This window comes from Limnothrix redekei LRLZ20PSL1, assembly GCF_043235035.1.
In the GTDB taxonomy this organism is placed as follows: Bacteria; Cyanobacteriota; Cyanobacteriia; order CACIAM-69d; family CACIAM-69d; genus CACIAM-69d.
Genome location: NZ_JAZAQF010000006.1, coordinates 34,848 through 57,975, shown reverse-complemented (window position 1 = coordinate 57,975; position 23,128 = coordinate 34,848). Strand labels below are relative to the sequence as shown.

Below are 23,128 nucleotides of genomic sequence, written 5' to 3'. Positions count from 1 at the left end.
CTCGACCCTGAACCCCCGCCCCCGGCGGCCCCGGAGCCAACCCAGACCGGGCGATCGATCCTGTCCATTGCCAGCATCGTGGCCGGGGCCACCCTCCTGAGCAAGGTGGCGGGGCTGGTGCGCCAACAGGTGATCGCAGCGGCCTTTGGAGCCGGGCCCGTGGTGGATGCCTTCGCCTATGCCTATGTGCTGCCGGGCTTTTTGTTGATTCTGTTGGGCGGCATCAATGGCCCCTTCCACAGCGCCATGGTCAGTGTGTTGGCCAAGCGCGATCGATCGGAGGCGGCGGTGATTGTGGAAACGGTCACCACGGTGGTTTGTGGGGCCTTGCTGCTGGTGAGTGCGGCCCTGGTGGTGTTTGCGGAACCGGCGATCGGGCTGTTGGCTCCCGGCTTGAGCGTCCACAACACCGCAGCGGCGGTGCAAACCCGTGAGCTGGCGGTGTTGCAATTGCAGGTGATGGCCCCGATCGCCTTCTTGGCCGGGGCGATCGGGATTGGCTTCGGCACGCTCAACGCCGCCGATCTTTACTGGTTGCCCTCGATCAGTCCCATTCTGTCCAGCATCGTCACGATCGGGGCGATCGGCTGGTTCGCTTGGCAACAGGGCAGCTCCGGCCCTGAAACCCTGGCGCTAGGTGGGGTGCTGTTGGCCGCCAGCACCACGGCCGGGGCCCTTTTGCAATGGTTAGTCCAACTGCCCACCCAAATCAAAGCGGGCATGGGACGGTTTCGGCTGCGCTGGTCGCTGCGCCACCCAGGAGTGCAAGCGGTGCTGGGCGTGATGGGGCCGGCGGCCCTCTCCTCCGGCATGTTGCAGATTAATCTCTATACGGATCTATTTTTTGCCTCCTTTGTGCCCCAGGCGGCGGCAGCGCTCAACTACGCTAACTTGCTGATCCAAACCCCCTTGGGCCTGGTTTCCAACGTGGTGCTTGTGCCCCTTTTGCCGGTGTTGGCCCGGTCAGCGGACGATCGCCCCGCATTTATTGATCGGCTTCGGCAAGGGTTGTTGGTTTCCGCGATTGCCATGTTGCCCCTCAGCGGCCTCACGATCGCCCTGGCCGACCCGATCGTTCAAGTGATCTACGAGCGGGGAGCCTTCAACAGCGAAGATTCCCAACTGGTGGCCAGTGTCTTGATGGCCGCCGGGATTGGCATGTTTGTCTATCTTGGGCGGGACGTGATGGTGCGAGCCTTCTATGCCCTGGGTGATGCCAATGCGCCCTTTCGGATCAGTTTGGTCAACATCGGGTTTAATGCGCTGCTGGACTGGTGGCTCGTGCCTCGGTTTGGCGCGGCCGGCATTGTGTTGGCCACGGTGGGGGTGAATGCCCTGGCTATGGCAGCGTTGCTCTGGTTGCTCGATCGACGCATTGGCGGCTTGCCCTGGGGCGATTGGGCCAAGCCCTTTGGCGGTGTGCTGTTGGGAAGCTTCCTGGCTGGGGGGGTGGCCGGGGGGGTGCGCTGGGGGCTGGCGGGATCCTTGGGATCCTCGCTGCTTGAGCAATTGCTGTTGTTGGTGTTGGCGGGTTCAGCGGGGTTAGGGGTTTTTGGGGCCGTGGCTTGGCAGTTGCGCCTGCCGGAATTGCAGATCCTGCTGCGACGGTGGCGACGCAGCGAATAGGCAACGCAGCAAATCAGAGAACTCATCAGGGCATTCAAAACAGTGCAAGGATTCATCGGTACGGGACTCGCAACGCTGCTCACCCTCTCCTCAGGGGTTGACTTGCTCCACCAAGGAGCCGTGACTTATCTGAATCACGTTGGCAGCAGTTGGTTTTGGGGGCCAGACCAGGCAGAACCCCGAGCACAGGCAACGGTGCAGCAATATCTCGATCGCCTGAAGGCGGCCGGCATTGACCCCGCTGAACAGGGCCTTTGGTTCCAAGCCAACTGGCGCGTTTTGGCCCAACATCAGGGCGATCGCCCCCTCTCCGCCGCATCCTTGACCAAGGTGGCCACGTCCTTAGCGGCCTTGGAAACCTGGGATCCGAACCATCAATTCATCACGGAAATTTGGGCCGACGGGCCGATCGCCCAAGGAACCCTCCAGGGCAACTTGATTGTGCGCGGTGGTGGCGATCCGATGTTTGTTTGGGAAGAGGCGATCGCCCTCGGGAATGCGCTCCAGCAATTGGGCATCAACCGGGTAACCGGCGATCTGGTGATTGAAGGGCGCTTTGAGATGAACTTTTTGCCCGATCCGGAAGACCCCAACCCACCGGGGCCAGCCCTGGGCGGAACCTTACTGCGCCAAGGGATCAATGGAGCGGCTTGGTCGCCCTTGCTCACCCGTGTCCATGGAGCCATGCCCCCCGGCACAGCCAAGCCCCAGGTGGTGATTGCGGGAACGGTGCGGCCGGCGTTGGATGCCCTGCCCTCGGCTTCGCCCAACCAACTGCCCAACGCCACCGCCACACCGGGCACGACCGCGCCCGTCGCGGGCCGGCGCTTGTTGATTCGCCATCGATCGCTGCCGTTGCTGAGTTTGCTGAAGCAAATGAACCTCTACAGCAATAACTTCATGGCCGAAACCCTGGCCCGCCAGATAGGCGGCGGCGTGAAGGTGGCGCAACAGTTGCGATCGCTCACGGGCCTGTCAGAAACGGAGTTGCGATCGCTCAATGGCTCCGGTTTGGGCCAGGGCAATGCTTTCTCTCCCAGGGCGATCACCGCGATCGGGATTGCCTTGGAACGGCGCTTGCAAGTGCTGGGCATTCCGGAGGGCGTTGCGGCCCTGTTGCCCATGGCCGGGCGCGATCGGGGAACCATTGCCCGGCGCAAAATGCCCGCCGGTTCCGCTGTCAAAACCGGCAGTTTGTTTAACGTCAGTGCCCTGTCTGGATTTTTGCCCACGCGCGATCGGGGCTTGGTCTGGTTTTCGATTCAAAACCGCAGCACCAAAGTCAGCAGCCTGCGGGCAGCGCAAGACAAACTCCTCACGGACTTACAAACCCAATGGGGTGGCCCACCGCAACCGGTGGTGATGCCGCCCCCGATCAAGCCGTTTTTGGGCGACCCTAGCCGCAACGAACTCATCCAGACCTAGGGCCGATGCTCCAATTCCCAAAGCCTATCCACCAACAAGGGTCTGCCAAGCCAGTTGCAGCAACCACAGGCTGAGGCTGGCCGTGGCGATCGTCAGCAGCAACAGGCCCCCAATCAGCAGCAACACAAACCGTTTCGACACGCGCCCCGGCCCCCGATCGGGTGCGTGCAAATGGGCTTCCAGCAACTGCAAATTTTGGGCATTGGCTTTCCAGGCCACATCCACCAAGTCTCCGAGGGCCGGAACCACGCCGGCCAGGGTTTCCAAGGCAATATTCACAGTCATGCGGGTGAGCAGGGCGGGCGGTGTGCCCAGGCGGGCCGACTCCCAAACCAGATAAACCGACAGCAAAAAACTCACCAGGTCTCCCCCGATCGGGAGCAGGCCAATCACGGGATCGAGGCCCACCCGGTAGCGCACAATCGGCAGTTCGATCGCGTTGTCCAGCAGGGTGGCGATCGCCCGAACCCGCTTCAAGCGTTGCCAATCTTGGCTAGAAAACTGCGGTGTGACCCCGGAGGTGGCGATCGGGGTGGAAGCGGCGGACGATCGGCGATTCATGGATAGCAGGGCAGTGGGGCCCCTTGCAGCATTGCCAAAATTGTAGGCGGCGATCGCGAAAGTTCCGTTTTCGATTGCTGTTTTTGAGGCGGCCTGTCGTTTAACCCATTGTCCGAAGCAGCAATGCCCAACGCCACAAGACTGGATTCAGCAATGCCCAACCCAGCGATCTCGGTGATCATTCCGGCCTACAACGCAGCGGCTACCCTTTCCCAGACGATCGCCTCTGTGTTGGCCCAAACCGACCCAGATTTTGAAATTGTGGTGGTGGATGATGGGTCGATCGACCAGACCTGGGACTGCCTGCAAACCTGGGCGACGCGGGATGCTCGGGTGCGACCATTCCGGTTTGCTAACGGCGGCCAGGCGATCGCCCGGAACCGAGGCTTAGCCCAAGCACGGGGCCAATGGATTGCCTTTCTCGATGCGGATGATTGGTGGACTCCGGACAAATTGGCGGCCCAAAAGGCGGCCTTGGCCGCCAATCCCCAAGCCGCCTTGGCCTATAGCTGGACGGACTACGTGGACGATCGGGCAACGTTTTCCCATCGAGGCAGCTATGTCAGCCTGGAAGGGGCCGTGCTGCCCGCTTTGTTACAGCTCAATTTTTTAGAAAACGGCTCTAACCCGCTGATCCGCCGATCCGCTCTGGCGGCCGTGGGCTGGCCGAGTCCTGCTGATCCCCGCCCGATCGCCCCCTTTGATCCCGCCCTGGTTCCCTCGGAGGATTGGGATTTGTGGTTGCGGTTGGCGGCCCGGTTTCCTCTGGTTTGCGTGCCCCGAGTGCAGGTGCTCTATCGGATGGCAGCGGGATCCCAGTCGGCGAATGTGGCCCGCATTGCGCGATCGGGGTTAGCCTGTTTGCGGCAAACCATCGCCCAGCATCCCCACCTGGCTGTTCATGGGCCGATCGCCTTTGGCAATTTCTATAAATATCTGCTCTATAAATACCTGGCCCCACGCTTGGATGCCGTGACCCTGCGACTGAAACCGCCCGATCGCCAAGGGCTGCTCGGTTGGCAATTGGGTTGGCATCTCTTGGGCCATGATCCGGCCTTTGGGCGATCGCCCGGAGCGGTGAAAGCCTTGTTGGGATTACTGTTGATTGGTTTGTGTCCCCCAAGGCTGCGGGCTAACCTGCTCGATCGGCTGGGATCCCGCGCCCGCTGGGTGAATCCCCAATCCCTACTGGGCTATATCCGCCGTCCTTCGGGGCCCAATTGATGGGCATCTTGGTAGGCATCTTGAGTGACATCAAACTTGTCAGATTTTTTCAAATTTCGTTCAGATTTCTTGGAATTACCCTTTCCTGACGTTTCCGGTGTTATTGATGAGGCAATATCAGGGCGCTGCATCAATAACTCTGAATTAAAGATTCAGAATCAAAAACTCTGAATCGAAAAAACTGTATGCGATTTAGGGAATTCCCCATCAAGTCGGGTCAAGATCGGATCAAGACTTCACGATCGACAGATTCCCTAGCCTCCGAGCGGCAACCAGCCCCATTGCCTTCATCCCCGCAAATGCCGTCATGAAATTGCGGCGATGGTTTCAACCCCAAACGAGCACTAGGGCCGGGATGAACTGCGACCTTGGGGCTGCCTGAGCGGTGTTGCGTTGATCTGAACAATTGGGCCATGGGCCCGGCATTGCCCCTTTGTCTTTTTTACCTATTGCATTCACGTAGGTCGCTGGCTATGACAGTTGCTTCCATCGCCCTTGAAGTCTCTCCCGATCGCCATCCTTTGGATGCAATTTTTGTGCCTCGGAGTGTGGCGCTGATTGGCGCAACCGATCGTGAAGGGAGTGTGGGGCGCACGCTCTTGACCAATTTGTTGCAAAACCCCTTTGGGGGCACGGTGTTTCCCATTAATCCCAAGCGATCGAACGTGTTGGGAGTCAGGGCCTATCGCTCGATCGCGGAAGTGCCCGAAACCGTGGATCTGGCGGTGATTGCCACCCCAGCGGCCACCGTTCCGAACTTGATTCGCGATTGTGGCCAGGCAGGGGTACGCGGGGCGATCGTCCTGTCTGCGGGCTTCAAGGAAATTGGCCCCGCTGGCATTGAACTAGAAAAACGACTCCTGACCGAAGCCCGCCGCTACAACATGCGGGTGGTGGGCCCCAACTGCTTGGGGGTGATGAATCCGATTTCCGGTTTGAACGCCACCTTTGCCAGCGCCATGGCCCGGCCGGGAAATGTGGCATTCCTGAGCCAAAGCGGGGCCATGTGTACGGCGATTTTGGATTGGAGCTTCCGGGAACAGGTGGGCTTCAGTTCCTTTGTGTCGATCGGGTCAATGCTGGATGTGGGCTGGGGCGACCTGATTGAATACCTGGGCGATGATCCCCGCACCCACACGATCGCCATTTACATGGAATCGGTGGGGGATGCGCGGGCCTTCCTGTCGGCGGCGCGAGAAGTGGCGCTGCAAAAACCGATCATGGTGATCAAGGTGGGACGCACGGAAGCGGCAGCCCAGGCGGCCGCCTCCCACACGGGATCGCTGTCGGGTAGTGACGCAGTGTTGGATGCGGCCTTCCGGCGATCGGGGGTGTTGCGCGTCGAGACGATCGAAGACCTGTTCGACATGACCGAAGTGCTGGCCAAACAACCCCGCCCGCGGGGGCGCAAGTTGATTGTGCTGACCAATGCGGGCGGCCCTGGGGTGTTGGCGGCCGATGAGGTGGTTTCCGGCGGGGGCGACTTGGCCGAGCTGTCACCGGAGACGATCGAGCGGTTAGACCAAGTGTTGCCGCCCAGTTGGAGCCGCCGCAACCCGATCGACATTTTGGGAGATGCCGACCCCGATCGCTATTCCCAGGCCTTGGAAATTGCCGCCGCCGATCCCAACGGAGACGGGCTGCTGACCATCCTCACCCCCCAGGCCATGACCGATCCCACCCAAATTGCTGAACGGCTGCGGCCCTATGCCCATTGCGGGAAGCCGATCTTGGCCAGTTGGATGGGCGGCTCGGCCGTGGCCGCTGGCGAGGCGATTTTGAACCAAGCGGGCATCTTCACCCTCCCCTACCCCGACGCGGCCACCCGGGTGTTCAACTACATGTGGCGCTACAGCTACAACCTGCGGGGACTGTATGAAACCCCCAACGCGGTCGCGGGTAGTTTTGCCGCCGAACCCGATCGAGCCGCCGTCACTCGGATCATTCAGCAAGCCCAGGCGGTGGGCCGCAATCTACTCACGGAATTTGAAGCCAAGCAAATCCTGGCCGCCTATGGAATTCCTGTGGTGGAAACCCGCATCGCCACCAAACTCGAAGAGGCCGTGGAAATTGCCAACGATATTGGCTATCCCGTGGCCCTCAAGCTCTATTCCGAAACCATCACCCACAAGAGCGACGTGGGCGGTGTGCGGCTGAATTTGCAAAATGCCAATGAGGTGCGCTGGGCTTACCTGGCGATCGTGGCCGGCGTGGCGATCGCCAACCGTCACAAGTCCCCACAAACCAGCAGCAACGCCGAAGAAGGTGATGCAGATCCCCAACGGCGCGTCCTCACAGCGGACTTTTTGGGGGTCACCGTGCAACCCATGCTCAAGTTAGATGGCTATGAGCTAATTCTGGGCAGTAGTGTGGATCCACAATTTGGCCCCGTGTTGCTGTTTGGTTTGGGCGGTCAGTTGGTGGAGGTATTCCGCGATCGCGCCTTGGGTCTGCCCCCGCTCAACACCACCCTGGCCCGGCGGATGATGGAACAAACCCGCATCTACAAAGCCCTGCAAGGGGTACGCGGCCGGGCCCCCGTGGACTTGGCCGCCCTGGAGCAACTCCTGGTACGCTTCAGCCAACTGGTGGTGGAACAGCCCTGGATTAAGGAAATTGACATCAATCCCCTCCTCGCCCGCGAGGCTGGCCAGGCCGTGGCCACCGGAACCACTAGTTCGCTGATTGCCCTGGATGCGAGGGTGGTGTTGCACCCGCCCATGGATCCGGCAACGTTGCCCCGGCCGGCCATCCGCCCTTATCCCATTCAATACGCGACTCCCTGGACCCTGCGCGACGGCACAACGGTCAATATTCGCCCCATTCGCCCGGAGGATGAACCGCCTTTGGTGCGTTTCCACGAGAGTTTGTCGGAACAAACGGTTTATCTGCGCTATTTCCACGCCCTGAAACTGAGCCAGCGGATTAGCCACGAGCGCCTGTCACGAATTTGCTTCATTGACTACGATCGGGAAATGGCCCTGGTGGCGGAGGGGCGCGATTCCAGTGAAGAACGGGAAATTTTGGGAGTCAGCCGCATTAGCAAGCTACATGGCTCCAATGAAGCGGAGTTTGCCATGCTCATTCGCGATCGCTACCAAAATCAGGGGCTAGGCACGGAACTTTTGCAGCGGTTGGTTGCCATTGCCCGCGACGAAAAGATCGATCGACTGCGGGGCGAAATTTTGCCCAACAACGCCCCCATGCGCCATCTGTGCGAAAAACTGGGTTTCCAAATCCAACGGGCCGCCGATGTCACCTTGGCCGTGCTGGAACTTTAGGCTTGACTGAGAACTTGGCTCGAAGTTCGGCTCGGATGGGCGATCGGGGTTTCATTCAAACCCAACCATGGGAACTGGGATAGTCTGCTCAGTTCCCATCAGCGAATCTCGGTAGCGAACCTCATCAACAAACATTCCCGGTCTGAAATTTTTGCTTAATCATCGTCTTTGAATAGCCCCAACAATGGCCCCAGAACGGCCCCGGCCACGAAGCCGCCCGCATGGGCCCAATAGGCAATTCCACCCCCACTCAAGCCGATATTCATGGGCTGCTGGAGCGATCCCAGCCCATAGAGGGCCTGTTGCAAAAACCAAATACCCAAGTACCAAAAAGCCGCAATTCGTAAGGGGATGAGCACAAATCCTAGAGGCACGAGGGTTAAAATGCTCGCCCGGGGATAGCGCAGGATATAGGCTCCCATGACTCCTGCGATCGCACCACTCGCGCCCAATGAAGGGACGGCAGATAGCGGCGCAAAAAACCACTGGCAAAGCCCTGCAATGGCTCCAGAAGCCAGGTAAAACAATAGGTATTTCACGGATCCCAATCGATCTTCAACATTGTTGCCAAAGATCCACAGGAACAGCATGTTTCCGCCCAAGTGGGCCCAGCCCCCATGCAAAAACTGGGAGGTAAGCAAGGTTAGGGTTTCGGGCCAGTTGGTTCCAGGGATGGTGACTGGATAGCCGTTGAACTGTGCGGTCAGCTCTAAGGGCACGACGGCCCACACCTCAAACAACGCCCGTAATTGCAAGGGGTTGAGGCTGACTTCGTAGAGGAATACGAGCAGGTTGGCCCCCATTAGCCCGTAGGTCACATAGGCTGTGCGGCGGGTGGGATTGTCGTCGCCAATGGGAAACATGCGCGATGATCGGGCTGGCTCGATCCAATTGATTTGTCAGGATCCTAACGCGATCGCCCCTAGCCCGAAGACACCGACAACATCGATCGGGACAAGGCCCCGCCACCGGAGCCAGCCGGCCCACCCCCCACCGGATTTGGCGGCGGGCCGTGGCCATTGGTGGGTTCCCGGTGCAGTTCCAAGCGCTCCAAATTGAGGCGATAGCCCACATTGCGGACTGTTTGGATGGTGCTGGGTTGGCGGGGATCGGCCTCCAGTTTTTTGCGCAGGGACAGCACATGGGTATCGACCGTGCGTGGATTGTCGATCGACTCAGGCCAAGCCCGCTGCAAAATTTCCGCCCGACTGAGGGGCACGCCGCCCGCCTGGGCCAGGGCATAGAGCAGGCTAAATTCCTGGGGAGTCAGCTCGATCGCCCGTTCAAACAGCCAAACCCGCCGCTGAATTAGATCAATCCGCAATACGCCACAGTCCAGCAGGGCCGGAGCCGATCGCGATCGGCCCCGACGCACCAACGCCTGCACCCGCGCCAAAAATTCCTGCATCCCAAAAGGCTTACGCAGATAATCATCGGCCCCTGCCCGCAGGGCCGCCACCGCATCCGCCTCGCCCGATCGCGCCGAAATCATCAGCACCATCGGCTGCTGAACCCGTTGTAACCAGGCACAGAATTCCAAACCATCCCCATCGGGCAAATCGGGATCCAGCACAACCAACATTGGCCGTTGGGCCTGGGCCACGTCCCGTGCTTGCTGAAGCGTTGCTGACGGACAAACCACGTAGCCCAGTTGTTGTAAGTGCCACCCCAACAACGAGCGTAGGTGTGGATTCGTCTCAATAATCTGAATGCTAATAGGAGCCACAGGCTTGATTCAACTCGTTGTTGCCCAATGCGGCAGCAGATTCGAGAATTACTCTGTAGCCTAGCAAGGATTTTTTGGACTATTTGTAGCCGAAACTACGCAGATTTAAACTTCATCGTCAATCCGCCTTTTCCAGGAGCGTTGTTAGGAAATCGATCAGCCCCCTTAGTGATCGAAATGATGGCTCAATTGCCCATCCCCAAACCACTTTCGCCATTGATAGCAATGGTCGTCTTGGTTGATGCCTAGGTCAAATTGCCTCAGGGGTTACCAATTTTCATTCCCCTTGGATGATCAAAGGAGCGGACTGGGTTTTCGATGGAGAACGCCTTAGGAGACGATATGTTGCCGACATCTTGATCTCGCTACCAAAGATCTTTTTTGCCCCTCAGACGGGTAAAGGTACGAACGGGATCATCTGTGGCCATGGCAGCTTGGACGGTAGGACTATCCCAACGCAGAAAAGGGTTGGTTTGTTTTTCTTGGCCCAGGCTGAGGGGAACGGTGGGTTGCTGGTGCGATCGCGCGAGGCGAGTTTCCTGGAGGCGTTGTTGTAGCGCGTGGTTTTGGGGTTCGATGGTTTGGGCAAATTCCAGGTTGCCCAGGGTGTATTCATGGGCACACCAAATCCGGGTGCTGTCTGGCAGTTGGCGCAGTTGATCGATCGACTGGAGCATTTCGGCCGGTGTGCCCTCAAAGAGGCGACCGCAGCCGGCCCCAAAAATCACATCCCCGGAAAATAAATCGCCCCAACCGTCGCTGTCGGGGCCATTGGCGGGAGCGAAGTAATAGGCCACATGGGCGCGGGTGTGGCCGGGCACAAAGAACACTTGAGCGGTGCGATCGGCAAAGGGAATCGTCTCACCCCCTGCCAAAAACACCTGTTGCGCGGGAATTCGCCCCCGATCGCGCGCGCCCCCATAGACCACCAGCTCGGGAAAGGCCTGCAATAGGGCCGGTGTGCCACCCACATGATCACGGTGGTGATGGGTGTTAAAAATTGTGGTGAGGCGGCAATTGAGGGCTGCCAGCCGATCGAGCACCGGTTGTGCTTCCGCCGGATCCACCACGGCGGCCTCTTGACGAGCGCGATCGACTAACAAAAAGATATAGTTGTCCAACAGAGCCGGAATGCGTTCGACGTACATTGGGGTGCGAAATAGAATTAACAACAGACCCCCCACCGCGCGAAGAGCGCGCAAGCGGCGAAAATCGCGGCGGATCGGCCTTGCGACCTCTTCGACATCAGCGTCAATGGCGACGAAAGCGACAGAATTCGACCTTCAGCCAATTCTCGATCGCTTAGATGGAGTCGAGGCGATTCCCCGGCAAGATTACCTGAGCCTGGCCAACTGCCTTCTCAGTGATTTTAAGATGACTGACGAGCAGCGGCGGCAAGTGTCCAGGCTCTTTGACCTGGTGAAGTTGGGGCGGGTGCGAATTGTGCATCCATAGGCTGGTCTGGCCATAGATTGGCCTGGCCGAGCGATCTAGACCGTCAGAACCCTTGAGCAGATTGGCGAATCGGCTGATCTGCGGTGGTTCCTCGCCCTTTTGCTGCTGTGCCGCTGATGTCTGTTTTTTCCAAGTCTCAACCTTCGGCGCAACCGCGCCAAATCACCATTCTGGTGAGCGATCTGTCCACCAAGGGGGTCGGCCGTTGGGGCGGTGCGGTGCGCACGTTTTTGTTGGCCCAAGCGCTCGATCGCCTGGGTTATCGAATCCAGATCGTGGGGTCGGTGTTTGGGGAATTGGGAACGTTGCCCGCTCCGCCCCACTGGCAGGTGGTGACCGTGCCGGGTTGCCCCTATCCCGGCTACTTTCGCTCGATCGCCCGGCTTTGGCCCCAAATTACCGGCGACATTATCTATGCCCAAAAGCTGAAGCCCAGCAGTTACGGCTTGGGGCTGCTGAAGGCGATCGCCCATCGACGGCCGGTGATTGTGGATATTGATGATTGGGAATTGAGCTGGCACGGGGGCGATCACTATCGCTATCGGTTGCGGCCGCGCAAATTTCTGCGCGACTTGTTGGGCAAAGATGGGGAACTGCGCCGGCCCGATCATCCCCTCTATCTCCAGGCGATCGAGTCTTGGGCCAGCCACGCCACGGCGATTACGGTGAATACCTTAGCGTTGCAGCAACGGTTTGGTGGGGTTTTGATTCCCAGCGGCAAGGACACGGCCCTGTTTGATCCCGATCTATTCGATCCCGTCGCCGCTCGATCGCGCCAAGGCTGGCAAGACTACAAAATTTTGATGTTTCCAGGAGCCACCCGCCCCTACAAGGGCGTTGAAGACTTGCTGCTGGCCCTAGATCAGCTCAACGATCCGCAAATTCGGTTGGTGATCGTGGGGGGCAGTCCCTACGATGACTATGACCAGCAACTACAGGCCCGCTGGGGCCGATGGCTGATCTATTTACCCAAACAACCCGCCTCGGAGATGCCAGGGGTGGTGGCGGCGGCCCATGCGGTGGTGGTTCCCCAACGGGACACCCCGGAAACCCGCGCCCAATTTCCCCTGAAGCTGACGGATGGCATGGCCATGGGCAAGCCGGTCATTGCCACCCGCGTGGGGGATATTCCGCAATTGCTGGGAGATACGGGGCTGTTGGTGGAACCCAGCCAGCCTCCCCAACTGGCCCAAGCCATTCGGCAGGTGCTGGATGATCCGGAGCAATCGGGGGCGATCGGGCGGCGGGCCCGACAGCGCTGCATTGAACACTACAGCCTGGAAGCGATGGCCACGGGTCTGCACCAAATTCTCGATCGGTGCTAGGGCGGCGGGGCGGGGCTGCTGCGGGCCGGTGGCCAACAAGCGGTGGCGGTTGCCCCCCATCGGGCCAATGCCCGGCCTAAAATTCAGATGCGCATTTCTCCAGATCCCCGGGGCGATCGCATCAGGATGTTGCATCAGGTTCTGCCTGATGGGTTCGGCGACGGTTTTTCAGTATGGTTTTTGGCCACCGCTGCCTGTTTTGGGTAGACCCCGTTCCTTTTTTCTTGTGATCCAATGGCCCGACGCAAATTCCTTTGGCAACTGATTCGGCGCTATCCCCGACAAGCAGCTTGGACGATGCTCATGGGCTTCTCGGGGGCCCTGTTCAACGGGGTGAGCACGGCGCTGATTGTGCCAGTGGTGCTGCGCTTTTTGGGTCAAGAAATGGTGCTGTCCGGCGGGCCGCCCATTTTGCGCCAGCTGTTTTCGCCCTTTGAGGGACTGCCCACGGCCTACCAGCCGATCGCCATGGCCGTGGCGGTGGTGGGCACGATCGCCCTCAAAAACCTGGCCACCTACCTCAGCGCCTTGGCCGTCGGAATTTTGCAGCGATCGCTGGCGGCTGACCTGCGAATGAACGCCATTCAGTTGCTGCTGGATGTGAATCTCAGCTACTTTGCTCGCACCCGCGTGGGCGACATCAACAACCGCCTGGGGAATGAAATTGGGCGGGTTTCGGCTACGGTGGCCAATTTGCTGCAATTGGTGGCCACGGTGGTCTCGATCCTGGTGATGGTGGGGCTGTTGTTGCTGCTGTCTTGGCAACTGACGGTGGTGGCCACGGTGTTGTTTGCGGGGGTGGTGTGGATTAATCAGCTTTATGTCAACCAGTCCCGCCAACTGGGGAAGGATGTGTCCCAAACCTCCAAGGACTATTCCGTGGCCCTGCTGGAGATTTTGGGCGGGATGCGGTTGGTGCGATCGGCTGCCATGGAGGCGCGGGAGTTCGATCGAATGCTGCGGCTAACCAAGGCCCGGGAGGCCGCGGAGTTTAAATCCCAGGCCAACTCGATCGCGATCGCCCCGGTCACGGAAGTGGTGAGCGTGGTGATGTTGATGGCGATCGTGGGCATCAGTCGTTGGCTGTTTGCGGACCAACTCAGCGCCCTGTCCACGGTGCTGCTAACCTATCTGACGCTGCTGTTTCGGCTGCTGCCCCTGGTGGCCCAGCTCAACCGGCTGCGGGGCCAGTTGGCCAACACAGCCGCCAGTGTGGATGTGGTGGAAGACTTTTTGCGATCGAGCAACAAGACCTTTTTGGCCAATGGTTCCACCCCCTTCACGGGACTGCACCAGGACATTCGGTTTGAAAATCTCAGCTTTGCCTACGAAGGCAGCAGCGAGCTGACACTCCAAGACATCACCCTCACCTTGCCTCGGGGCACAACCTTGGCCCTGGTGGGCAGCTCCGGAGCCGGGAAATCAACCCTCGTGGAGCTAGTGCCTCGGTTTGCCGATCCCACGGCGGGGCGGATCCTCATCGATGGTCAAGACTTACGCAGCTTTGACGTGCGATCGCTCCGGCGATCCTTAGGCATTGTTAGCCAGGAAACCTTTCTGTTTAACGACACCATCCGCAACAACATCGCCTACCCCATGCCCACGGCCACCGATGAGGAGGTGATTGCCGCCGCCAAATTGGCCAACGCCATGGAATTTATTGAGCGAATGCCGCGCGGCCTGGAAACCACCATTGGAGATCGGGGTGTGATGTTGTCGGGGGGGCAACGGCAGCGGCTGGCGATTGCCCGGGCCTTGCTGCAAAATCCCCCAATTCTGATTTTGGATGAGGCCACCAGCGCCCTGGATACGGTGTCCGAGCGGTTGGTGCAGGAGGCAATCGAAACCCTCAGCCGCGATCGCACCGTGATCGCCATTGCCCACCGCCTCTCAACGGTGCAGCGGGCCAACCAAATCGCCGTCCTGGACAAGGGGCGCGTGGTGGAAGTGGGCAACCATGCGGAACTGCTGGCCAAGGGCGGAGCCTACGCCAAGCTCTACACCATGCAGTTTGGCAATGCCCGGGTGCAGCAACCGATGGCCACCGCCAGCGAAACCTTCAACCGCACCTCCTACGAAATTCGCACCCGGCTCAACATCACCGTCGGCTCCCTGCAATTGCTGGTGGATGACCTGGTGGACAGCAACGAGGAACGCCAAGAACTCCTGCGCGAATCCTATCGATCGGCCATTCGGATGTTGAGCACCATGGAGTTGTTTGAAGACGCGCTGCAAGTTCAGCGATCGTTCTACAGCGACTCGGGAGGTGGGGGCATGGATCGCTATGAAACCTTTGCCCAAATTTCCTATCAGGTGCGATCGCGCCTCAGCGAAATTATTGGGGCCCTGCGGCTCATTTTGGATGACTTGACCGATGATCCCGAAGAGGACGAGCGGATTTTGAACGATACCTACGCCGCCGCCCTGGAAATTTTGAACATCCTCGAATCCCTAGAAGCCACGGGCAATCAAGCCTAGGGGCCGATCGGGCAATGGGCCACCCTCCCAACGGAAGATGGCCCAAACAGCAATTGGCGACCCGTGAACTATCCCCAGCCGTCGATCGCCCGCCCTAAGCGTCCGTGGGCAGCAGGCTGACGATTTTGTCCACAAAGGCTTGGTGATCGACTACGGGCTTGGAAATGTAGTCATCCGCGCCACTTTCGGACAGGAAGTTTTCCCGATCGCCTTCCATGGCGTGGGCCGTCACCAGAATGATGGGCAGCTTGGCCGTGGCCGGATCCCCCTTCAACATTTGGGTGATTTTAATTCCATCAACCGATTTGCCCTCATAGGTGCTGTGGGCCAAGGAAACGTCCATCAAGATGATGTCCGCTTCGCCCGCCCGGGCAATCTTCACGACCTCTTCCACATCTTCTGTGTGCTGCACGGCCAGGCCGCCCCGCTTGGTCAAAATTTTGGAGAAGACGCGTGCATTAATTGGGTCGTCTTCAACGATCAAAACCGTTTTCATCGAGCAAGTTGCGCCAAATGCGAGGCTGTCTAGTTGTTATGCTATGCCTCATTGCTCTTTCCGTGCAAGCGACTGCTGATTAATCCTCGTCTTTCTTGCGATTTTTAATTTCGCTCACCCCTTGGCCGTTTTTTGGACTGGACTCGCCTGATGACCGCGCAACTCAACCTTCTTGGCTCTGGGCAAATCATTCCGACTTCGCTGCATGGGGAAATGCAGCGATCGTATTTGGAATACGCCATGAGTACGATCGTCGGCCGGGCCCTGCCGGATGCGCGGGATGGCCTCAAACCGGTGCATCGGCGGATTTTGTACGCGATGCATGAGTTGGGGTTAACGCCCGATCGCCCCTTTCGCAAATGTGCCCGGGTGGTGGGGGATGTGTTGGGGAAATATCACCCCCACGGAGACAAGGCGGTTTATGACGCGCTGGTGCGGATGGTGCAGAGCTTTTCCATGCGCTATCCCCTGTTGCAGGGCCATGGCAATTTTGGCTCGATCGACGACGATCCACCGGCCGCCATGCGCTATACGGAAACCCGATTGGCGGAAATCGCCCAGGTTTCAGCCCTGGCCAACCTGAGCGAGGCCACCGTTAACTTTGCGCCCAATTTCGACAGTTCCCAACAGGAGCCGGTGGTGTTGCCGGTGCAGTTGCCCCTGCTGTTGCTGAATGGCTGTTCGGGCATTGCCGTGGGCATGGCCACCAATATTCCCCCGCACCACCTGGGCGAGTTGGTGGATGGGTTGGTGGCACTGATCGATCGCCCGGACTTAACCGATGCGCAACTGTGGAAACTGATTCCGGGCCCCGACTTCCCCACCGGGGGCGAAATTATCGGCACCAAGGGCATTGAGGATGCCTACCGCACCGGCAAGGGCAGCATTGTCCTGCGGGGGGTGACCCATGTGGAGGAAATTCCCGGCGGGCGGGGTCGCCAAAAACGGACGGCGATCGTGGTGACGGAGTTGCCCTACCAAACCAACAAGGCCAGTTGGCTAGAAAAAATGGCCGAGTTGGTGAACCTAGGCAAGCTGACGGGCATCAGCGATTTGCGGGATGAGAGCGATCGCGACGGAATTCGGGTTGTCATTGAACTAAAGCGGGAGGCGGAGCCAGCGGCGGTTTTGAAGCAGCTTTATCGCCAAACGGATTTGCAGTCCACCTTTGGCATGATTCTGCTGGCCATTGTCGATCGCCAGCCCCAGCAGTTGAGCCTGAAGCAGGCCCTCCAAGTCTTTTTGGCATTCCGGGAAGAAACCCTCACGAAGCAATTGACGGCCGATCGTGAGCAGGTGGCCGATCGACTGGAGTTGGTGGAAGGGTTAGTGCTGGCCCTGGATCATTTGGATGAAACGATCGAGATTTTGCGGTTTGCCCCGGACGGAACCACCGCCCAGGCACAGTTGGCCGTGCGGCTGGGCATGAGCGATTCCCAGGCTCAGGCAGTGTTGGGAATGCCCATGCGGCGGCTGACGGGACTGGAGCGCCAAAAATTGTTGGAGGAACGGGAAACCCTGCGATCGCGCCTAGCAGAGCTGTCGAATTTGCTGGACGATCGACAAGAACGGCTGAAATTTCTGAAAAAAGACCTGCGATCGTTCAAAAAGAAATTTGCCGATCCGCGCCGCACCCGAATTTTGGATGAAGCGACGGTGCAGGCGACCACGGAATCGCCAGCGATAGCGGCTCCCACGGCTCCGGAACCGGCAATTGTGGAACTGAGCGATCGGGGTTATGTGCGGCGGGTTCCGCCCAAGCGACGGCGCAGCGAACCCACGCCGGGCGAGCTGACGGAACGGGACGAGGCCGCCGTACAGACCTTTAATACGCAAACCGATCGGGAATTGTTAGTACTCACCCGATCGGGCAAGGCCTATAGCCTGCGGGTGGGCGACATTCCCCCCATTAGCAAAAAAGCGCCCCGAGGATTGCCCCTGGTCACCCTCCTGCCGGAATCGGCCCGATCGACCGCCCTGCAAAGTGCGGATGATTCGGTGGCGGCCCTGGCCCGGGAAATTGTGGCCGTGTTGTCGCTGGACTTTGCCGATCACTCCAACCCACCCCAGGATTTGATTGTGCTCACTCAGCAAGGGCGGGTAAAGCGCCTGGCACTGGGGGAATTTGAGCGAATTACCGGACGGGGCCTGGTGGCCCTGAAGCTGAAGGAGGGCGATCAGTTGGTGGCCGCCGCCTTGGGATCCGAGGGCGATCGGCTGGTGGTGGCCACTTCCATGGGCCGAGGCATGATTGTGCCCCTGGACGCGGTTACCCTACCGGTCAGCAACCGCAACACCCAAGGAGCCTTGGCCACGAAGGTGAGTCGATCAGAACGGTTGTTGGGCTGTTGCACCTTAAGCCCGGGGCAAACCCTGGCCCTGATCACCGAGCGAGGTTATGGCAAGCAACTGCGCATCAATCGCCTGCGCCTGAATGGATTGGGTGAAGCGGGCAGCAATTTCCTGACCCTGGCGCGGGGCGATCGGCTGGCGGCCATGGCCCCGGTGGCCGATTACGGCCTGTGGTGGATCAGCACCAACACGGGTCGATCGGGCGGCTTGGCTTGGGCAGATTTCCCCGTCCTGGGGCGCGAAGATCAGGGCGATCGGCTGGTGAAGCTGGCCAGCACTGAGGCCATTACCGGAGCGATCGTCCTGTAGATCAAGATCTTCACTGGGCGTTTTGTTTGGGCTAGGGCGCAGTTGGCCCTAGCTATTTTGGGAATTGGACGGTAAGAGGGTTGATCCGGATCCTTTGCCGTCCAAATCGCGACTGGCATTCAGTTTTTGATTCAGCTCCCGAATCCGACGAGAGAGCAGCCGAATCACATTCACCGCAATATCAGGGGTTTCGTCGATCGCGTCGTAGAGCTGCTGTTGGGTCAGCATCAAACATTCGCAGGGTTCGATCGTCGTGACGGAGGCCGATCGGGGTTCCGCATCAAACAGCGACATTTCCCCAAAAAAGGATCCTTTCCCCAGATGGGCCAAATCTCGATCGTTCAGATGCACCCGCACCCGTCCCGACACCACAATGTAGAGCGATCGCCCCTCTTGCCCCTGCGTGAAGATCGTTTGCTTGGCAGAAAACGATAACTCATCCATGCAGGAAGCTAACCGCACGAGGAACTCGTCGCGCAGTTCTTTAAAAATCGGGACTTCGCGGATAAAGAGCAGGCGATCGACGCTAGTGAGCATGAGCGGCTAGGCGCGGTGGGTCAGGCAGCAGGCCCCAGGCGGTCAATGACTCAAAGCTGGTTGATGCACCGCGAGGGCAAGGCTGGAGGTGAAACGGCATGATGAAGGCTCAACACCCCGCTATCTTATCCCGCTTTGTGGGAGTGGCGAGTGCTGGGCTGAGGGTTCTTCGCTGGCAGAGTCGATCGACCCTGAGCCACCCCAGCCCCTAGGCAGGGCCCGAAGCCTCGGCGGACTTGGTGGGCAGGGCAACGCCCAACCCCTGGGCTAGGTGTTGCACCTGGGCCAGAACCAGGCGATCGGGATCATGCACCATCCGGGGCAAAATTTCCGCCAACATCCGCTGAGAAGCCAACTCCAAATAGGCTAACACCGCTTCTCGTACAAAGCCGCGTGGGTGACGCAAACAGGCCAGGGTTTGATCCGTGGTCAGGCTCCAGCGCAGGGCCCGCGCCACATGGAAGCAACAGGCCAAGGGCCAATCGGACAGGAAATAGCGCAAATCCAAAAGCCGCCGCACCCGATCGCGCGGGGCCATGGGTTGGTAGTGCATCAGCTCATTCACCGCCGCCAGTCGATCGCGATCATTGGCGGAGTCAAAAATTCCCAACACCGCCCGCTTACTGGGAATATCCAGCGTATTATCCAAAATTTCCAAGCCCCGAGCCACGGACTCCCGCGACCCCGATCGCAAATTGAAGGAAGCCGCTTGAATCGACCCGATCGGGTAGAGGAACTTCATCAGGGAAAAGAGCCGTTCATGGGCATCCTGAATCGAGTCGCGCAGGGACTGGCGCAACAGATCCGCCTCCCGCCCCGTGAGGGACGCTTCCGACAAATCCACCAGCGCCGCCGCCAATTGGCCCACGTAGCGCAACTCCTGGTCGATCGCCATTTCCACCCCGCTTCGCCCAATCCGCCGCAGCACGCCCTCAATCCCCGCGTCATCGGGCAGCTTCAGCAGGGTGCGCATAATCGTTTGGCGGGTGGCTCCCCAGGACACCAACAACCGCGACACCAAAATATCCAAGGCTTCCGAAGTGCTAATGCGCCCGATCGCCCCCCAGGCCTGCATCCGCATCAGATCTGGCTTATGGCAGTCCTCCGCCATCTCCAACAGCATCGGCAGCACCTCATGCTCCAGCTTGGTCAACCCGCGCAGGGCCGATTCCCGGGTGCTCTTGTAATTCAGCCCCCGCAACAGGGCCGGGTAATAGTCTTCCAGCCGGGCCGAGGCAATCACTTCCAGCAGGGCGCAACGCACCTCTACCGATGAATCTTGCAGCAAATCCGGCACATACAACCGCAGGGCCTGGAGATAGGCCGCCTCGCCCAAGGCCCGACAACCCATCACCCGCTCTCGCACATCACCGCTAGTGAGCATCCGGCGCAAACTGTTGGTGGCTTCGGCCTTCTGGCTTGCGGATCCACGGCGCATAATTAACGAGGCCGCCGTGCCTCGCACCATGGGATCCACCTCCGGCCGCAGGTAGGGCTGCAAATGACGCACATCCTGATCGGATTCCGTAATCCAGACGTAGCGCAGGGCCGCCGCCAGCACCTCCGGCGGTGGTTGCTGCACAATCAAGGCCCGCACTTGCGCGAGATAGTCCGTTTGGGGCCGCTCCAGCATCACTTCTAGACATTGCTTTTGCAGCACGGGCGGAAACCCGGTCAGCAGAGGAGCGAGCACTTCACTGGCCCGTTCGGGGTCAATGCGGCTCAGGAGTTCGATGCACGATCGCTTATCTTCGGGGGTGGTTCCCGGTTGCACCAGGGCCTCAATCACCGCCTGGCGCAGGGTGGAAGAGTCCACATCCATCGTGCCCAGCCGGCCCCGCTCGGCGCTGATCACCAACAGGCTGATGTAGCGCGATCGCAACCCCAACACCGCCACCACCCAGAGCACCGACAAAATGACGATCGCCCCCAGCACAATCCAGCTTTGGGCTTCCAGGTAGTCCGGTGGTAAAAAGTGCTTGCAAACAAACACCGTCCCCAAAATCAGCAGCCCCGCCAGCCCCGTGGAGAGCGACTCAAACACACCGCGAACCCGGGCTTGGATGCTGCCCCGCACGCTGTCGGGAATGGGCTGGAACAGCACTGGGTTGGTGCTGGCAAAGAGGGTGTAGCGCAGCAGCTCATCCATGAACTTCAGGCCGATCGCCCCCAGGAACGCACCCGAAAATCCATTGGCCGCTAGCGGAATGCTCAACAGGGCCAAAACCCCGGAAATCAGCACCGCCGTGGGCAAAATGGCCGCCGATCGAAACAGGCCAATCCGCTCGATCGCCCGACTGGACACCAGCCATTGGGTCAGCAACTCCGCCAACCCCAACACCCCATTAAACAGACCCAAAAAACTGGCAATCTCGCTGGCCACGTCACCCCCCGTGCCCGTGCCCGCCGTCGTTTTGCTCTGCAACTCCAGTCGATCAAAAAACTGAAATTCCACCAGCAAAAACAACACCTGCGCCAGCATGAAAAAGGCCACCAGCCAGCCCGCATAGCTGCGCAGGGGCCCCTGCAGCCGACGATTAGAATCCGCCTGGGACTCTTCGGTGTAGCGACTGGGGGAATCGGGGAAGGCCTGGCTGTAGGCCCGGCCCAAATAAAACAAAATGCCGCCCCCAAAGGCGATCGTGGCGGCCGCCAACAGCAACACATTCGGCAGCCCCACCCAATCCAACAGCACCGGCAGCGAAAAACCGCTGATCACATCCGCCACCAGCACACCACTGCTGATGAGGGGATAGGTGCGCTTAATTTCCCGAATGTTAAAAAGCTGGTTGGCGGTGATGGAGGTGTTGATGTCGTTGAGCACATAGGTCACATCCAGCCACAGCCGCATCACAAAAACCGTGATCGCCGCCAGGTGCTCAATGCCCAATCCCGCCCGAAAGGCCACCAGGGGCAGGGCAATCAAAATCGGAATCAAGACGATCGTCTGACGCAGGGGAATGACCTTCTGCATCAGGGAATAGGCAAAGCCCATCAAGGCCCCGATCGCCGCGTTGCCCAAATAAATGAGCGGCAGACCCACGGCCCCGTAGCGATCGACAAACAGGCCCGCCGTGCTGTTATCCAGCCAACTCAACCCCACGGTGGTGGTGGTGTAGAAGGCGAACATCAACCAAGTGCGTTCCCCTTCTTCGGGCCGAAGGTTCAGCCAGCGCAGCACCTGTTGCCATGCGCCGCCTCGGGTTCCCTGATAGTTGGCATCCATGGGCGATCGGTCAATCAAATGGAGTGGGCGGACGGGCAAGGGCAGAGGGGCGCACGATCGCACGCCCCCCACCACACAAGGGTGACAAAACCATGGACGGCTCGTCAATCTCTCGTCAATCTAATGGTCACGGTTGGGCCCAGGGGCCCCCGCGTGCCATCACCCAGTTTTCACCCCTGGCCATCCTTGCCGAAGGTTACTTTTCCCGCTTGGGTGACAGCAGCATCATCATATTGCGGCCTTCCCGCTTCGGTGCTTGCTGCACCTCAGCCACTTCTTGCAGATCCTGCATCATTTGATTGAGCAAGGTTTCCGCCAGGTGGGCGTGCTGAATTTCCCGCCCTCGGAAGGTGATCGTAGCCTTCACTTTGTCGCCGGCCTTGAGGAAGCGTTCAGCGGCGCGGATCCGCACTTGGTAATCGTGCGGGTCGATTTTGTAGCGCATCTTGACTTCTTTCACGTCAGCCGTATGCTGCTTCTTCTTGGCCTCGCGCGCCTTCTTTTCTTGCTCAAACTTATATTTGCCGTAGTCCATGATCCGGCAAACGGGCGGCACGGCCTTGTCACTAATCAGCACGAGGTCTAGTTCCTTTTCCTCGGCCATGCGGCGTGCGTCGTAGGTGGGGATGATTCCAACCTGTGCGCCGTCTGCATCAATCAGGCGCACTTCGGGAAAGCGGATGTTTTCGTTGATGGGGGGAAGATTCGCGGGTTTGCGTTTGTCGATGACTGGTGGCATTGGTGAAATGGATTCTGGGGTAGCGCGATCGCTGTGAATGGAGCTTTTGAAGTTTGTTTAGGCTGGGCCAGCGTTGCTAGGGCGGGAAACAGCCGATCGCATGGGGCGATTGAGGCGATTTGCTTCCGTCTTAGCACGATCGAGCAATCAATTGAATGGTATCGAACGGTATTGAACCATTCAGCGTCTGGCTGCTGCGGGACAGACTTGGCCCAAAACAACAGAGACTGCCACCTATTTTACTCTGTGCCAGGGGTGGATGGGATGAGGGACTTTTCGGGCGATCGCGCCTTGGAAATAGGGGGTTTGATCGGCTAAGGTGCAGCTAAGGATGTCAATAAACTCGCAAGATTTCTTAGTATTTGATC

The 23,128-nt window shown here is 59.3% G+C and carries 16 protein-coding genes; 8 read left to right on the top strand and 8 right to left on the bottom strand.

Annotated features, from left to right (window positions below; all coding sequences use genetic code 11):
- Positions 1–57 precede the first annotated feature (57 nt).
- Together murJ and VPK24_RS01200 are read left to right on the top strand one after the other, a co-directional pair.
- A complete protein-coding gene (murJ, locus tag VPK24_RS01205) occupies positions 58–1,626 on the top strand; it encodes a murein biosynthesis integral membrane protein MurJ (RefSeq protein WP_393010128.1) in 1,569 nt (522 codons plus the stop codon).
- Between the two features lie 42 nt (positions 1,627–1,668).
- On the top strand, positions 1,669–3,051 hold the full coding sequence (locus VPK24_RS01200) for a D-alanyl-D-alanine carboxypeptidase (RefSeq protein WP_393009985.1): 1,383 nt from the start codon (positions 1,669–1,671) through the stop codon (positions 3,049–3,051).
- A gap of 24 nt (positions 3,052–3,075) precedes the next feature.
- Here the strand turns inward: VPK24_RS01200 and VPK24_RS01195 are convergent, their stop codons facing one another.
- The gene (locus tag VPK24_RS01195) at positions 3,076–3,612 is read right to left on the bottom strand and encodes a DUF4112 domain-containing protein (RefSeq protein WP_393009983.1); all 537 of its coding nucleotides are present in this window, start codon (positions 3,610–3,612) and stop codon (positions 3,076–3,078) included.
- Positions 3,613–3,765: 153 nt separating this feature from the next.
- Between VPK24_RS01195 and VPK24_RS01190 the strand changes: the two genes are divergently transcribed.
- Complete coding sequence (locus VPK24_RS01190; RefSeq protein ID WP_393009981.1) at positions 3,766–4,836, top strand: glycosyltransferase family 2 protein; 1,071 nt, start codon at positions 3,766–3,768, stop codon at positions 4,834–4,836.
- Positions 4,837–5,309: 473 nt separating this feature from the next.
- Positions 5,310–8,117: a bifunctional acetate--CoA ligase family protein/GNAT family N-acetyltransferase gene (locus tag VPK24_RS01185; RefSeq protein WP_393009979.1), complete on the top strand. Its 2,808-nt coding sequence runs from the start codon at positions 5,310–5,312 to the stop codon at positions 8,115–8,117.
- A gap of 155 nt (positions 8,118–8,272) precedes the next feature.
- Here the strand turns inward: VPK24_RS01185 and VPK24_RS01180 are convergent, their stop codons facing one another.
- The 3 genes from VPK24_RS01180 to gloB all read right to left on the bottom strand — a co-directional run bounded on the left by VPK24_RS01180 (position 8,273) and on the right by gloB (position 10,991).
- Complete coding sequence (locus VPK24_RS01180; RefSeq protein ID WP_393009977.1) at positions 8,273–8,980, bottom strand: rhomboid family intramembrane serine protease; 708 nt, start codon at positions 8,978–8,980, stop codon at positions 8,273–8,275.
- Between the two features lie 59 nt (positions 8,981–9,039).
- A complete protein-coding gene (locus VPK24_RS01175) occupies positions 9,040–9,843 on the bottom strand; it encodes a response regulator transcription factor (RefSeq protein ID WP_099532591.1) in 804 nt (267 codons plus the stop codon).
- A 365-nt stretch (positions 9,844–10,208) separates the two neighbouring features.
- A complete protein-coding gene (gene gloB / locus VPK24_RS01170; protein ID WP_393009974.1) occupies positions 10,209–10,991 on the bottom strand; it encodes a hydroxyacylglutathione hydrolase in 783 nt (260 codons plus the stop codon).
- Between the two features lie 106 nt (positions 10,992–11,097).
- Here gloB and VPK24_RS01165 point away from each other — a divergent pair, with 106 nt between their 5' ends.
- From VPK24_RS01165 to VPK24_RS01155, 3 genes are all read left to right on the top strand, one after another.
- Positions 11,098–11,298 carry a hypothetical protein gene (locus tag VPK24_RS01165; RefSeq protein WP_393009972.1) on the top strand — a complete coding sequence of 67 codons (201 nt, stop codon included), beginning with the start codon at positions 11,098–11,100 and terminating at the stop codon, positions 11,296–11,298.
- 116 nt (positions 11,299–11,414) lie between these two features.
- Positions 11,415–12,623, top strand: coding sequence for a glycosyltransferase family 4 protein (locus tag VPK24_RS01160; protein WP_393009970.1), 1,209 nt, complete (start codon positions 11,415–11,417; stop codon positions 12,621–12,623).
- 234 nt (positions 12,624–12,857) lie between these two features.
- Positions 12,858–15,101 (top strand): ATP-binding cassette domain-containing protein, encoded by a 2,244-nt coding sequence (locus VPK24_RS01155; protein ID WP_393009968.1) that lies wholly within the window; start codon positions 12,858–12,860, stop codon positions 15,099–15,101.
- Positions 15,102–15,195: 94 nt separating this feature from the next.
- On the opposite strand, the gene VPK24_RS01150 is transcribed toward VPK24_RS01155, so the two are convergent.
- Positions 15,196–15,597, bottom strand: coding sequence for a response regulator (locus VPK24_RS01150; protein ID WP_099532594.1), 402 nt, complete (start codon positions 15,595–15,597; stop codon positions 15,196–15,198).
- 150 nt (positions 15,598–15,747) lie between these two features.
- On the opposite strand from VPK24_RS01150, the gene VPK24_RS01145 reads away from it, so the two are divergent.
- On the top strand, positions 15,748–18,258 hold the full coding sequence (locus VPK24_RS01145) for a DNA gyrase/topoisomerase IV subunit A (protein ID WP_393009966.1): 2,511 nt from the start codon (positions 15,748–15,750) through the stop codon (positions 18,256–18,258).
- A 48-nt stretch (positions 18,259–18,306) separates the two neighbouring features.
- On the opposite strand, the gene VPK24_RS01140 is transcribed toward VPK24_RS01145, so the two are convergent.
- The 3 genes from VPK24_RS01140 to infC all read right to left on the bottom strand — a co-directional run bounded on the left by VPK24_RS01140 (position 18,307) and on the right by infC (position 22,760).
- Positions 18,307–18,795: a Crp/Fnr family transcriptional regulator gene (locus VPK24_RS01140; RefSeq protein ID WP_393009964.1), complete on the bottom strand. Its 489-nt coding sequence runs from the start codon at positions 18,793–18,795 to the stop codon at positions 18,307–18,309.
- Positions 18,796–19,003: 208 nt separating this feature from the next.
- The gene (locus tag VPK24_RS01135; RefSeq protein WP_393009962.1) at positions 19,004–22,021 is read right to left on the bottom strand and encodes an Npt1/Npt2 family nucleotide transporter; all 3,018 of its coding nucleotides are present in this window, start codon (positions 22,019–22,021) and stop codon (positions 19,004–19,006) included.
- A 196-nt stretch (positions 22,022–22,217) separates the two neighbouring features.
- Positions 22,218–22,760, bottom strand: coding sequence for a translation initiation factor IF-3 (gene infC / locus VPK24_RS01130; RefSeq protein ID WP_099532596.1), 543 nt, complete (start codon positions 22,758–22,760; stop codon positions 22,218–22,220).
- Between the last annotated feature and the right edge of the window lie 368 nt (positions 22,761–23,128).